14 protein-coding genes are annotated in these 14,107 nt (G+C 45.2%); 7 read left to right on the top strand and 7 right to left on the bottom strand.

Features of this window, described 5'->3' with window-relative positions; translation table 11 throughout:
* Positions 1-187 precede the first annotated feature (187 nt).
* The gene (locus tag H9626_RS07380) at positions 188-1,399 is read left to right on the top strand and encodes a site-specific integrase (RefSeq protein WP_191710106.1); all 1,212 of its coding nucleotides are present in this window, start codon (positions 188-190) and stop codon (positions 1,397-1,399) included.
* Positions 1,400-1,409: 10 nt separating this feature from the next.
* On the top strand, positions 1,410-1,772 hold the full coding sequence (locus H9626_RS07375; RefSeq protein ID WP_149942414.1) for a virulence RhuM family protein: 363 nt from the start codon (positions 1,410-1,412) through the stop codon (positions 1,770-1,772).
* Between the two features lie 742 nt (positions 1,773-2,514).
* Here the strand turns inward: H9626_RS07375 and H9626_RS07365 are convergent.
* The 3 genes from H9626_RS07365 to H9626_RS07355 are packed head-to-tail and all read right to left on the bottom strand — an operon-like array spanning position 2,515 to position 4,828.
* Positions 2,515-3,390, bottom strand: coding sequence for a radical SAM mobile pair protein B (locus H9626_RS07365; RefSeq protein ID WP_021847023.1), 876 nt, complete (start codon positions 3,388-3,390; stop codon positions 2,515-2,517).
* Positions 3,387-4,055 (bottom strand): radical SAM mobile pair protein A, encoded by a 669-nt coding sequence (locus tag H9626_RS07360; protein WP_087428939.1) that lies wholly within the window; start codon positions 4,053-4,055, stop codon positions 3,387-3,389. Before H9626_RS07360 ends, H9626_RS07365 begins: the two co-directional genes overlap by 4 nt.
* The gene (locus H9626_RS07355) at positions 4,052-4,828 is read right to left on the bottom strand and encodes an MBL fold metallo-hydrolase (protein WP_191710078.1); all 777 of its coding nucleotides are present in this window, start codon (positions 4,826-4,828) and stop codon (positions 4,052-4,054) included. Before H9626_RS07355 ends, H9626_RS07360 begins: the two co-directional genes overlap by 4 nt.
* A gap of 135 nt (positions 4,829-4,963) precedes the next feature.
* Here H9626_RS07355 and H9626_RS07350 point away from each other — a divergent pair, with 135 nt between their 5' ends.
* From H9626_RS07350 to crcB, 3 genes are all read left to right on the top strand, one after another.
* Positions 4,964-5,863, top strand: a complete 900-nt coding sequence (locus H9626_RS07350; RefSeq protein ID WP_191710077.1) for a helix-turn-helix domain-containing protein — start codon at positions 4,964-4,966, stop codon at positions 5,861-5,863.
* A gap of 479 nt (positions 5,864-6,342) precedes the next feature.
* Positions 6,343-7,239 carry a helix-turn-helix domain-containing protein gene (locus H9626_RS07345; protein ID WP_191710076.1) on the top strand — a complete coding sequence of 299 codons (897 nt, stop codon included), beginning with the start codon at positions 6,343-6,345 and terminating at the stop codon, positions 7,237-7,239.
* Between the two features lie 11 nt (positions 7,240-7,250).
* Entirely contained in the window at positions 7,251-7,613 is a 363-nt protein-coding gene (gene crcB, locus H9626_RS07340) for a fluoride efflux transporter CrcB (protein ID WP_178257604.1), read from the top strand.
* Positions 7,614-7,618: 5 nt separating this feature from the next.
* Here the strand turns inward: crcB and H9626_RS07335 are convergent, their stop codons facing one another.
* The 3 genes from H9626_RS07335 to H9626_RS07325 are packed head-to-tail and all read right to left on the bottom strand — an operon-like array spanning position 7,619 to position 10,283.
* The gene (locus H9626_RS07335) at positions 7,619-8,395 is read right to left on the bottom strand and encodes an MBL fold metallo-hydrolase (RefSeq protein ID WP_191710075.1); all 777 of its coding nucleotides are present in this window, start codon (positions 8,393-8,395) and stop codon (positions 7,619-7,621) included.
* A complete protein-coding gene (gene murB / locus H9626_RS07330; RefSeq protein WP_191710074.1) occupies positions 8,392-9,405 on the bottom strand; it encodes a UDP-N-acetylmuramate dehydrogenase in 1,014 nt (337 codons plus the stop codon). Before murB ends, H9626_RS07335 begins: the two co-directional genes overlap by 4 nt.
* Before the next feature lie 11 nt (positions 9,406-9,416).
* Positions 9,417-10,283 (bottom strand): DUF4348 domain-containing protein, encoded by an 867-nt coding sequence (locus tag H9626_RS07325; protein WP_178257607.1) that lies wholly within the window; start codon positions 10,281-10,283, stop codon positions 9,417-9,419.
* Positions 10,284-10,430: 147 nt separating this feature from the next.
* Between H9626_RS07325 and pheS the strand changes: the two genes are divergently transcribed.
* Together pheS and H9626_RS07315 are read left to right on the top strand one after the other, a co-directional pair.
* Positions 10,431-11,450, top strand: coding sequence for a phenylalanine--tRNA ligase subunit alpha (gene pheS, locus H9626_RS07320; RefSeq protein WP_178257608.1), 1,020 nt, complete (start codon positions 10,431-10,433; stop codon positions 11,448-11,450).
* Positions 11,451-11,515: 65 nt separating this feature from the next.
* The gene (locus tag H9626_RS07315) at positions 11,516-12,715 is read left to right on the top strand and encodes an MFS transporter (protein WP_178257609.1); all 1,200 of its coding nucleotides are present in this window, start codon (positions 11,516-11,518) and stop codon (positions 12,713-12,715) included.
* A gap of 21 nt (positions 12,716-12,736) precedes the next feature.
* Here the strand turns inward: H9626_RS07315 and H9626_RS07310 are convergent, their stop codons facing one another.
* Positions 12,737-13,876 (bottom strand): hypothetical protein, encoded by a 1,140-nt coding sequence (locus tag H9626_RS07310; RefSeq protein ID WP_191710073.1) that lies wholly within the window; start codon positions 13,874-13,876, stop codon positions 12,737-12,739.
* Between the last annotated feature and the right edge of the window lie 231 nt (positions 13,877-14,107).

The raw sequence follows: 14,107 nt of genomic DNA, 5'->3' as shown, positions 1-14,107 counted from the left end.
GCACGGAATGACATAAGGGCGGAAAAACGGATTTGGGCGGATTACAGCAATAGATGCACTTCCAAATCATTACCCAACACCTGATGCACATTTAACACTAACGGTCTCTATTTCTGCGTTCTGCGTAGGTTTACATTCTGCCTTTACAACTCCCATAAACTAATTTTGCACCAAACAAAAAGCAAGGATTATGAGAAGTACTTTCAAGACCGTCTTCTATGTAAACGGAAGCAAGGAAAAGAATGGAATTGTCCCCATCATGGGACGGGTTACAATCAACGGGACTATCGCACAGTTCAGTTGCAAGCAGCGTATCTCCAAGGATTTGTGGGATGCTAAAGGCAACAGGGCGAAAGGCAAGAGCCGCGAGGCGGTGACGGTGAACTATGCGCTTGACAACATCAAGGCGCAGATAACGAAGCACTACCAGCGGCTTTCCGACCGTGAGGCATTTGTCACGGCTGAAATGGTACGCAACGCCTATCAAGGCATCGGCACGGAGTATGAAACATTGTTACGGGCCCTTGACAAGGAGAATGAGGCGTTTGCCAAGCGGGTGGGCAAAGACCGCTCCAAGCGTACGTACCAGAAGTACCTGACCGTCCGCAAATACGTAGCGGAGTTTATTAAGAGGCAGTACAAGCGGACGGACATGGCGATGAACGAATTGACGGAGGATTTCATCCGTGACTACTGCCTGTACCTGCGAAACGAGGTCGGGCTGGCGCAATCGTCCGTGTGGATATACTCCATACCGTTGAAACACATCGTCACCACGGCGCACTACAATGGCAAGATACCGAGAAACCCGTTTGCGATGTACCACGTTGACCCCGACCACAAGGAACGAGGCTTTCTCACGGAAGATGAAATTCAGGCGTTGAGTACAATCAGTTTGGACAATCCCAACTTCGCATTGGCGAGGGATTTGTTCCTGTTCGGTTGCTGGACTGGCATCTCGTTCACGGACATCAAGAACCTGACCACCGACAACATCGTTGAGATGAATGGCGCATCATGGATTGTGTCGAAACGCCAAAAGACGGGCGTACCGTTCCAAATCAAGCTGATGGACATCCCCATGCAGATAATCAGGCGTTACGAGCCGTTCAGAAGAGACAAGCGACTTTTCAACATCGGCTCGCTTGACATGGTGAACAAACGCATCAAAGCTGTGGCGAAGAAATGCGGGATAGAAAAGCCGGTTTCATTCCATTTGAGCCGCCATTCATTCGCTGTTTTGGCATTGAATTACGGTATGCCGATAGAGAGCGTGAGCAAGATTTTGGGGCATACGAATATAACCACCACGCAAATTTACGCGAAGGTGACCAACGCTAAACTTGAAAACGACATATCCGCCTTTGAGAGCAAGATAAGCGGACGTTTCGTCCTATAACGCACAGTCTATGGAACGGACAACAATCACGATGGACGGGTGCGGCAGGATTGCCGTGCCGTCCGATGCCGCCAACGTGTGGATGAACGAAATGGAGTTGGTAAGGCTGTTCGATGTAATCGCCCCGACACTCCGTGCCGCCATCCGAGCCGTGTACAAAAGCGGAGTGCTGAAGCCTTGCGATGTGGAAAGGCGCATCAGGCTTCCCAACGGTTATTGTGCGGAGGCGTATGCCCTACCAATGGTCGTGGCAATCGCTTTCCGTATCAACACACCCAATGCCGCAAGGGTACGCAACGCCCTGTTGGAAAGGCTGTGCTTGCGAAAAGACAGACAAGTGCTATTTTTCTTTTCGTCGCCAAATGTTTTGTGAACGGGTTTGTTGAACAGTTGTTTAGGTCGTATCTTACAGAACATCAATGCGTTATCTTCACTTCTCAATAATTCAAAACTTTCAGACTTGCCTGCAAGTCTGCCGGAATACGGCATGGTAATTTGCATGAGTGCTATTTATTATTTTGATGAATTGATGAAAGTATATATAAACATAAAGAATAACAGCGGTTTACATCCTCATCAAACTCTCAACAAAAGGATATGGCTGATGAAAAGAGAAAACGGACACAGCCTTACTCATCGCTTTTCTTTTGACAAGCGGTTTGATGAAAGAATGTTGAGCATGTATCGCTATGACTTTTAGTATGTTAAGTCGCCCATTCATCAATTCATCGGATTTTCATTCATCATCAAGCCTGCTGTGGAAGCAACGGAGGTGAGTATCGCCATCCGCAGGCTGGCCAGACGGACTTCCGTTCTGCCGACCGACAAGGGAAAACCGACACCGCCGCAGGCTTTTGGGAACAAAAGCCATAGCTCATTATGGCGTTTTCTTCACGCACCGCTGACGCTCATGCTAAAAACTCCCCAATGAGCCAGTGGGGTTGCCCCCTGAACGCCCCCGTTTGCTTCCGAAAGAAGCTGCGAGCAGTCCTTTGAGTTGCCCAAAGTTTATGAGTTGTTTTAAAGTCTGAACTCTGTTTTTATGGTAGCAAGTTTGTGTTTCGGGCATACCGAAGCTGTTTGCTATCATCCCATAGCGGGAATTTATATACATCTTATTTTTTGAGCCTGATTTTTTCGTGATAGAAATAATTTACGATGACCGGCTTTCCTTTTTCCGAGCGTCCGTAGGGCAAATCGTTCACCCGATAGGGAAATCCTTGCGTCTGTGCATATTGGGATATGTCCTGCTCCAATGCCTGCCAGTAATCAAGCCTTTTCTTGTTGTAAATCTCATCGTATAATGGGAAGAGTTCGGGATGCTTCTCACGGATATATGCCATTATCTCTCCTTTGAATTGTCCGCGCAGGTTCAGATTTTCAAGCCATATCAAATCGGCATATCCTTTCACTTCCTTGATAATCGTCTTTACATCGGTTATTCCCGGAAATATGGGCGAAACGAAACACACGGTACGGATGCCTGCCTCATAGACTTGGCGCATTGCTTTCAGGCGGCGTTCTATGCTCACGGCGTTGTCCATATCCGCACGAAACTGTTCGTTAAGCGTATTGATTGACCAAGACACTGTTACTTTGGGAAAACGTTTCAACAGGTCGAGGTCGCGAAGGACGAGGTCGGACTTCGTACATACCATAATCTCGGCGTTGCTTCCGCGCAGTTCTTCGAGCAGCCTGCGGGTACGGCGGAATTGTTCCTCATAGGGGTTGTAACCGTCCGTCACGGAACCTATCACGATGCGCTCACCGTCATATTTGTGCGGATTGGCTATCGGTTTCCAGTTCTTCACGTCCAGAAACGCGCCCCACGGTTCTGTATGCCCGGTGAAGCGTTTCATAAACGATGCGTAGCAATACTTGCAGGCGTGAGGGCATCCCACGTAAGGATTGACCGAATATCCTCCGACTGGCAGTGCGGATTTGGTCATAACGCTCTGTACGTCTATTTCCTTGATTGTTTCAGTATTCATTGTATGCGTTTGATAAATTGTTCCGGCAGTTCCTGAATCATCCTTTCTTCACCCATTATAAGCAGCAAATCCTCTTTCATAAATACGGGGATTCCTTGCGCTTTGGCTTGGTCGGCAATGTGAAGCACCCATTCGAGACGGGAATCCACTTTGCCTTTCCGATGTCCCGTTTCCGTGCCTATGACAACCCAATCGATACCCGCGAAGTCTATCTCTCCGATTTCGTCAAAGATAGGTTCAAAGGTGACGTGGTAATGTTTGGCCTTGATATTTCTTTTCAAATCTTCTAACCTTTTTTTCTCGGAACTGCGCGTGACGGTCACGCCCATCCAGACATTTTCGTCATCCGTAGAAAAACAGACCTTATCCGGACGTTTCGTAAGAAAGATATAAGCGTGTTGCGGATTGCTTTTCATTCTTCCGAAAATCTCCGCGTTCCATTCAGGCTTCCAATCGGAGAAGTCGCTCATTCCGGTCATCAGCCATACGTGAGGTTTTGGAGTGTCGATGATGTGTAGCTTGCGCCCCATATATTCGGGTACAGAAAAATCGTCCGTGATATGGAAGCGGCGACAGTTATTACGGGCATAGCAGTAGCTGCACCCTATTGAGCAGCCTATCACTATGTTCATATTCTTTATCAGCGATTTGATGCAAACACTCATAACGTAATGCTCTCCCCATCTCCCGGCATAATCAGTCGGTTCATATCCACTCCGTGGTGGCGGGCTTCGTTTCGCAGGATTTCGCGTGTTGTCTGGCAATGGTCAATAGCATCCATGTGTACGGCTATCAGTTTGATTTGTGCGGGGAGCGTGTCGAGCATCGCCATCACTTCCTGTTCGTCGGGGATGATGCAGCCGTCTGTCTTGGAAAATTCGGGGAACACCGCACCGCCGCTGTTTACAACGATATAATCAGGGCGGTATTTTTCCACGGTTTCAAGGATGCACGGTTCCCATTTGCAGTCGCCCATTATATAAATGGTCGGAAGTCCCTCCGCCATCAGCACATAGCCCGACACGGGTCCCATCATCTGGCCTATCTGACCGAAACCGTGATGACCCGTGGTGCGGTGGATGGTCAGGTTGCCTATTATCTTGCTCTTTTCAATTGCTTCTACATTTGTAAAACCATCTTGCACGAGGGTTTCCTTGTCTTGCGGCTGGGTGTAGAAAGGGATGTCTTTCGGCAAATGTTGTTTCACGCTCGGTTCATAATGGTCAATGTGGTTGTGTGTGAGCAGTACCATATCCACGCCCTCGGTGATTTCGCTGATGGGCATTACCAGATGCACCCTCGGACTTTTATACACGCCGAGAGCGGATTGCAGGGTTCCTTTGTCGGCAAATACGGGGTCAACAAGGATGGTGTGTCCTGCATAATTGATTTTCAAGGTGGCGCTGCGCACCAACCGGATAATAGCTTTCTCGTTCATAATGTTACGCTTTTATGATTTGTCGGGTGCAAAGTTCGGAAGATTCCCCTGATGCCTCTATGCCTTAAAAAGAGGAATATATGCCATTTTGATAAAAGAATGATGTATATTTGCAGAAAGCAAAGAACAAGAGCGATGAAAACGATAACCAACCCCGAAAGACTGGTCAGCGTCCCGTTCAGCAAGACACGTTGCGGCGTGGACTTCTACATCAACACAGGCGAGAGCAAGGACATCTGTGGTGTCTTGACCGAGCACCGGACGTTCAAGACGGATTTTTTCAGTTTCTATTTCTTTCGCCGCGCCAATGGCTATGTGCTGTTAAACTTCCGCAAAATAGAGTTACGGGACGATATGGTGCTCCTCCTGTCGCCGCACCAGCAACAGGAATGGCACGTGGATGAAGCGGAACTGGACTACACTTTCCTTATCTTCCGCGAGGACTTTATGCACACGTTCATCGCCGACAAGTTCTTCGTCTATCGCCTGCTGTATTATTATCAGACCGACACGCCACCGTACCTGTTTGCCGCGCCGGAAGAACTGGCGGAATATATGCGCCTCTTGGGGAAGATAAAACAGGAGCTGCTGCATCCTGTGGCAGACACTTACAACCTTATCGTATCTGTGCTTTACTATCTGTTGGTGGTTATCAACCGGGCATACGCCAAAACTTACCGTCTGCCGGTCGAAGTGCCGAAGAACAATTATGCATTCCAGTTCAAGGACTTGCTCGAAAAGCATATCCGCACCGTGCAGCGTGTTCAGGAATATGCCGATATGCTCCGTGTGAGTCGCATCACGCTGAACAACTCCGTCGTGGCGCAGTTCGGCGTGTCCGCCACCCATTTGCTCAAACAACGCCTGTTGGAGGAATTGAAAAACGAGTTGTTGTTCTCCGACCGCAACGTGAGCCAGTTGGCGGACGAGTTCCACTTTTCCGACCCCAGCCATCTGATGCGTTTCTTCAAGCAACAGACGGGAAAGACGTTTACGCAATATATCACGGACTACCAAAATGGAATATACGAATGAAAAGCAAGAAAAAACTTTATAAGACTTGCACTCCTATCCTCTTTTTTTTGTATTTTTGCAGTCGGCGAGAGTTTTTAGGTGGAAATACACCGCATATCACAGAATTAGCAACCGTTGCCAAGTCATTACCTCACTCTTTGAGAAAAGCTTATAAATAGCTTGTTTCTAACAGATTCTTATTTGTGTATCGAATTTTATTTGAAAACACTACCGTTAGCGTTGGTCATTTCATGCGGATAAGTTGACCGGTTCTATTCGGAAGACACACCTACGCTACGGGTAGAATTTTCCCATGCTTCGGAAGCAAGCCTTGAATGATTCAAAAAGGCACCTAAACCACGGATATTCAGCACCTTTACTCACCTCCCGCTTTACCTTAATTACAGAGATAATAACCCAAATTACAGATTCATATAAACGGAGCAAACAAGGTACTAATTTTATTCTTACCTTTGCATCCGTAAACACAAATTAACTTCATGAAAGAAATTCTGGACATCAAAACGGTGCATCAATGTAACAGATGTCTCGGCTGTCAAACGCTCCATCCGTTAGCAAGCGTTATCCGGCTGGACAATACGGACGTGAAAGAACATGGCGTCCGTTTCGATTTCTATGCCATTTTACTGATAGAAAATGAGAAAGAACACATTTGTTGCTGTGGCCGCAAACCTTACGATTTTTCGTATGCCACGATGGTGTTTTTACCGCCCGAACAAACTTTCGACATGACGTATAAACGAGTTTTACCTCAACAGGGATGGCTGCTTGCCTTTCACCCCGACTTACTGTGCGGTACACACTTAAAAGAGGGTATCAAACGTTATACTTTTTTCCAATACCGCAAAGAAGAAGCATTGCACCTGTCTGTCAAAGAAAAAAATAAAATAACCGAGTGTTTACAAGAAATGGATGCCGAACTGCATCACCCGATAGACCGGCATAGCCAAACTTTAATAGTAAGATATATAGAACTACTGTTAGACTATTGTACACGGTTTTACGAACGCCAATTTATCACGCGGGAAAACAAGAACAAACTGATAATAAAACAAACCGATGCAATATTAGACAAATACATAAGTTCAGGAATGCTTCGGCGGGGAAATTATCCTACAACCGACTATTGCGCTGACTTATTAAAACTGTCTCCTTGTTATTTTGAGGATTTGCTGAAGTTTGAAACCGGAAAAACGCTAAAAGAATTTTTTCAAATAAAACTGCTGGAAACCGCAAAAAGAATTTTATTGGAAAAAGAAAGCACTCCGGCTTCGGTAGCTGCCCTGCTGGGATTTGCCAACGTACAACAATTTAATGTCTGGTTTAAGAAAATAACAGGATTCACGCCTAACGTTTATAAGGTTTCACAAAACTAAACTACCTGAATATGATAAAAGAATGTCTTTTAGTAGCTCTTGGAGGGGCTACGGGAAGCATAGCAAGGTATCTGTTGACCTTACTGTCGGCACACCTTGCCATAGCATCCGAAATAGCAACTTTCACTGCAAATGTTATCGGCTCGTTCATAATCGGGCTGCTAATTGCAAGTACCAAAGGAGAAGTTTATCTTTTCGCTGCCATCGGATTTTGCGGAGGCTTTACCACATTTTCTACCTTTTCCGCCCAAACCATACAACTGTTTCAAAACGGACAGCGCATAGAGGGGATTATATACATCGCCGCCAGCGTAATATGTGCGCTGATTTTCGTAGGACTCGGACTTTACATCGGCGGGAAATTCTTGAAATAGCCCGATTACAGCATGATTTCCATACCGTCGTAAGCCAAATGAATGTGGTCAGGAAGCAATGCCGACGTTTCAGCGTGTAAGCCTATATCATGGCTCATGTGAATAAAATAGGTTTCACGTGCCCCGATCCGTTTTGCCTTTTCCAATGCCTCGGACAAAGATTGGTGCGTCCAATGTTTCTCAAAACGAAGTGCGTTCATTATCAAGCAATCCAGCCCTTGCAAATAAGAATAGGATTCTTCGGGCAGGGTAAGCATGTCCGTAATCCAAGCCATCTGCCCGATACGATAACCCAATATGGGAAGCTGGCCATGCAGTACGCGGAAAGGCATAATCTCTACCCGTCGCCCCTCGCCGTTCGACAACGCAAAAGATTCGCCTGCACGCAAGCGGGTCAAAGGAATATGAGGAATCCCCGGATAGGGATGCTTGACAAAACAATAGGGCATACGGCTTTGCAGACGGTCGGCTACGTAATCTTCGGCGCAAACAGGTATTTCACGGAACGAACAGAAAGGGCGCAAATCATCCAGACCACCCACATGGTCGTAGTGCTCGTGAGTAACCAGTACACCGTCGATGGGGCGGAAATCATTCAGCCGAAGCATCTGTTCACGAAAATCAGGTCCGCAGTCTATCAATACACGCACACCGTTTGTTTCCACCAGTCCCGAACAGCGCAACCGCTTGTCGCACGGGTCGCTACTCGTGCAGACCTTACAAGTACAACCTATCTGCGGAACCCCTACCGATGTACCACTTCCTAATATTGTAATCTTCATATAATATTGACCTCAGGTTTTATTGTGATACCAAATTTTTCTTCCACGGAACGGATGATTTCTTTTGCCAACCGAACAATTTCTTCTCCTGTCGCTCCTCCCCTGTTCACTAACACCAAAGCCTGTTTCTCATATACACCAGCACGCCCGAGCGATTTACCTTTCCACCCGCAACGTTCTATCAGCCACCCCGCCGGAACCTTAACAAGTCCGTCGGCAGCCGGATAGCAGGGCATATCGGGATAAGCCTTCAACAATACTTCGTACTGCGATTTCTCAATAAAGGGATTCATGAAGAAACTTCCGGCATTGCCTATCCGTTTCGGATCGGGTAATTTTGCTTCGCGAATCTTTATAATCAGCCGGCGAATATTATCGAGCGTCAGCTCACACTTTTCCTTTTCCAGCTCTGTACGGATATTCCCGTAATCCAACCGGTATAAAGGATGCTTGCTTAACCGATAAGTTACATGAGTAACGATATATTTGTTTTTCAGTTCTTTCTTAAACACACTTGAACGATAGGCATACTGACATTCTTCAGCACTGAAACGTCTTACGTCTCCGGTCTCAATGCAAACCGCATCAACAAAACGGATTAAATCTTTTACTTCCACGCCGTATGCACCGATATTCTGAACAGCCGACGCACCAACCTCGCCCGGTATCAAAGAAAGATTTTCGGCTCCATACCATCCGCACGACACGGCATAAGATACAAAGTCGTCCCAGACCTCACTGGCACCAACGCAAACTTCCACATAGTCTTTAGTCTGCCCGGTTATTTCATACCCTTTGATGGCAGAATGAAGAATAGTACCTGAATAATCTGATGTAAAAAGCAAATTACTGCCCCCTCCTATCTGCAAAAAAGAAGAACGCTCTTTCTCATTAGCCGAAAGAAAAGCTACCAGTTCGTCTACCGAAACATATTCCACGAACCGGGCAGCCTGAACATTTATCCCAAATGTATTATAAGGAAGCAGAGAATAGTTATTATATTCTTTCATAATCTTGTTTTTCAATCGCTCAAATCTTCAAATTCCATTAACTTCCAAATGCCATGACGACGTTTAAAATATAATGTATTATTGAAGCCATTGCCGAACCCTTTGAACTCAACAATCTTTGTATCCGAATCTTTATTCTCTGACTGACCGTAATGCACATTCGTCAATCGGTCTTTCATCATCGGAGGACGAAAAGCAAACCACTGACCTTCATCAAGAGTTGTTTCAAGAATCTGGAATTCATCTTCCGGATCGGAAGTCACAAACGTCAACGGATTATGCAAACGGCTGCGCTGGAACACCGAATCGCGGGAGAAGTTCTCATAAAACGTAAGGAAATCTTCTTTCGTACTGTCTTTACTTACAGCCTTTGAATGGTGAATATCCACAGCTTCCAGATACCAGCGATTGTCTTTACGCTCGAAATAATAGCGTTGGACTTTCTCTTCCGACAAATAAATCCAATCGACCTGCACACTGTGGATAGAAGTATCTTTTTCTACCTCCATTTCTTCTTCACTATCGAACAAAACCGTATAGACAGGTTCGCAACTGAACAAGGGGTCATATTTCCATTCATCGCGGGCAATACGCTTCACCACCTCGCCCACATAAAATGGACAAGGAAACACCACACGCTTACGCTGGAAACTTTCATCCGAAGCAAAATTATAAAAGAAATCGGCAAAACTCTCGTCAGCGGCGACAGGGACAGCTTCTTCTTCCGCATCTACCTTTTCACAAACCGAATCCGAATGTATCGTCATTGCCGAATCAATTTGCTCTGTCAACGTCTCAAAGGGGTCAACTTGCTTTTTCTTACCCCCACAGGATGCCATTAGCACAAGCAAAAGACACCCGATGATTAATTCTCTCATTTCTTACTGAATAATTCGGAGCAAAAATACCGTTTTTTTCGTTTCGCTATGCCATAAAATACAAGTTTTCTTTTTTATCTAACAAAAAACAAGATATTTCGGTTTTAATCCTTACCTTTGCACCTAACGATAATAAACACAAGAAATATGTTAGCAAAAATAGAACAACTGCTTCAAGAGGTAGAGAATATCACTGCCAGCAACGCCGATGAACTGGAAGCTTTGCGCATCAAATATTTGAGCAAAAAGGGAGCCATTAATGCGCTGATGGCAGATTTCCGCAATGTACCCGCCGAACAAAAGAAAGAAGTGGGTATGAAACTGAATGAATTGAAAAATCGCGCACAAGAGCGTATTGCCGAACTTAAAGATGCTTTCGACAGCAAAGATACCGGAGCGGCAGAATTGGATTTGACACGCACGGCTTACCCGATCGAATTGGGAACTCGCCATCCTCTGAACATCGTTCGTAACGAAATTATTGACATATTCGGCCGAATGGGATTCACCATTGCCGACGGTCCGGAAGTAGAAGATGACTGGCATGTTTTCTCGTCTATGAACTTTGCAGAAGACCATCCGGCACGCGACATGCAAGATACTTTTTTCATCGAAAGCCATCCCGATATTATTCTTCGTACACACACTTCGTCTGTGCAAAGCCGTGTCATGGAAGTTTCACAGCCTCCCATCCGCGTTATTTGTCCGGGACGTGTTTACCGAAACGAAGCCATCAGTTACCGTGCCCACTGTTTCTTCCATCAGGTGGAAGGATTATACATTGATAAAAATGTATCGTTTACCGACCTCAAACAAGTGTTGCTTCAATTTGCACAAGAGATGTTCGGCCCTGAAACCAAAATTCGCTTGCGCCCGTCTTATTTCCCGTTTACCGAACCGAGCGCAGAAATGGACATCAGTTGCGACATTTGCGGCGGAAAGGGTTGTGCTTTCTGTAAATATACCGGCTGGGTGGAAATCTTAGGTTGCGGAATGGTTGACCCCGCCGTACTCGAAGCCAACGGTATCGACAGCAAAGTTTATACCGGATATGCTTTCGGAATGGGTGTAGAACGTATTACAAATCTGAAATACAAAGTAAAAGATTTGCGTATGTTCTCTGAAAACGACACTCGCTTCCTGAAAGAATTCGAATCAGCAAATTAATAACAAAATGCGGATTAACACAGAATAGAAAACGGTGTTAATCCGCATTTAAACTATTTTGCGCCATGAGAAAAGATAGACTTGTCACTCCAAGCTACTGCTTTATTCTGGCAGCCAATTTCTTACTATACTTTGGATTCTGGCTACTTACCCCTGTACTTCCTTTTTATTTATCTGAAATATTTCATTCGTCCAACACTACGATAGGTATCGTACTGTCTTGTTACACCATTTCATCGTTGTGTATCCGGCCTTTTTCCGGCTATCTGCTCGATGCTTTTGCACGAAAACCTCTTTACCTGCTGGCTTATTTCACATTCACACTGATATTCGCCGGCTATATGGTGGCAGGTATGCTGACGATGTTTATCATCTTCCGCATCATACATGGTATTTCGTTCGGAATGGTTACCGTGGGCGGGAATACCATTGTAATCGACATCATGCCGTCTTCACGACGCGGAGAGGGATTGGGGTATTACGGATTGGCAAACAACATAGCCATGTCTATCGGCCCTATGTTCGGATTATTCTTACACAGCGGAGGGGCTTCGTATATTACTATCTTCTCTTATGCGTTAGGCTCTTGCGTATTGGGATTTCTTTGCGCTTGCTTGGTAAAAACGCCATATAAACCTCCGGTAAAGCGCGAACCGATTTCTCTCGACCGCTTTATTTTACTAAAAGGACTTCCTGCCGGATTCAGTTTGTTGCTGCTTTCCATCCCTTACGGAATGACAACCAATTATGTAGCCATGTATGCCCGGCAGATCGGCATCACTGCCGAAACCGGATTCTTTTTCACTTGTATGGCAATGGGTATGGCTATCAGCCGATTATTCAGCGGACGTTTGGTAGACAAGGGCATGGTTACGCAGGTTATCGCTGCCGGACTTTACTTGGTGTGCTTCTGTTATTTCGGACTAACGGCATGTGGGTGGCTGATTGATTGGAGTTACAGTTTTACTACCTGCTCTTTCTTCGCAATCGCCCTCTTGCTCGGAATAGGATTCGGGACTATGTTTCCGGCTTACAACACCTTGTTTGTCAACCTTGCTCCCAATAACCAACGCGGCACAGCTACCAGCACTTACCTGACTTCATGGGATGTAGGCATCGGTATAGGAATGTTAACCGGAGGATATATTGCCGAAATAGCATCATTCCGCATTGCCTATATGTTCGGAGCAACCCTTACGGTTGTTTCACTGTTATACTTTCATTTGAAAGTGACTCCACATTTTCAAAAGTATAAACTAAGATAAGTGACTTAGCCTTATCCGACATCAATCTTTATAAGTAAAAACAAAAATATGAGATAACCTGTTTTCTACTTCGGTTATTTGTACAGACAAGATGAAAGAACGGAATAAATTAGGGTGAGCCAATATAAATGGAGATAAATAAGCACTATAAAGTTCGGGCGAACGAGATACTTTATCCATATCCGCCACCATAATAAAAGAGGCATCACGCGACAAGTTAGACACGCATTCGTCAAACAGCGAGTGAGAAGGCAAAGCTATCACTCCGGATATATAAGAAGCTATTTTATCTGTTCCTGACAGAACCAATAAACTATCTTCTTTTATTTCATTGATGCCATGCAATAAATCAACCGATTTCTGTATGCAGGAATCAGGCTCATACATTCCCCCGCTCAAATAAAACACATCACTGTTAAGATGAATATCGAACTCACTCCAGCAGTGCTGTCTGTCTTCAGCAGAAGCAAGTAACGGAAGCGAAGGCACACGCCCGTATAAAGTCATGAAATTAGTCGACTTATCCCGATAAACTGCATTAAAAATCGAATCGTTGCGCAAAGAAAGATTGTCTCGCTTTGCATCAATAACGTCTTCAATCAAACGTTTTTGGTAACTTACCGCCAAGAAACCGCTTTCTTCATAAACGGCAACAAAATTCGATGCGCCTATCGGATATATTTCTATTTTCTCGCCCCGGTAAGTTTCTTTCTTCGGTGTAAAGTTTACTCCGTATTTCTCACAAATAGCATCTACCACTTTTTCCTTGCCGCCTTTGCCTACACGGAAATAAACCACGATGTCTTGGGCCGTACTGGGTGCATGAAAACTTATCAGTACGTGGTTCATTTGTCCGCTCAAGCCGTGTGCACTACGAACAGCATACCTGCTCAAGTCGCTGAATATGGCGTCTGTTATCCCCGCCCTACTTAACGTATCCATCTGGGAGGCGTATGCAGTCTGCGGGATTTCATTCATAAAAAATTCCAGATTATCGGTTTCAAGCACTCCTACGCTATTTTGCGGAACAAACGACAGTACATCTACATCTTGTCCCTTATCCGTAGCACTTAATTGGGCAAAGCCATAAAGCCCTATTCCGATACAAAACAGAATAACGGAAAGAATGATACCCAACTTTGCCACCGTGCGAAATTTCATGTCATCAGAAGTATTTGATGCAAATATAGCAAATTCTTTTTAAATAATACAAAAAAACAATACATTTATTCGTCTTCTCTTCTCGAAAGATTTGCTTGTTCAAATATCTCTCCGTTGGGGTGTGACGATTGTTTTCAAAGATGTCTCACGGTTCTTGCAAAGCCGCTGGAAAACACGAAATGATTACAACAAAAAAAGAGGAATTCATCGCTGAAATTCCTCTCCTTCGGG

Origin of the sequence: Phocaeicola faecium, from assembly GCF_014837055.1 — a bacterium.
Taxonomy (GTDB): domain Bacteria; phylum Bacteroidota; class Bacteroidia; order Bacteroidales; family Bacteroidaceae; genus Phocaeicola; species Phocaeicola gallinarum.
This window is presented reverse-complemented; position numbering and strand designations above follow the sequence as displayed.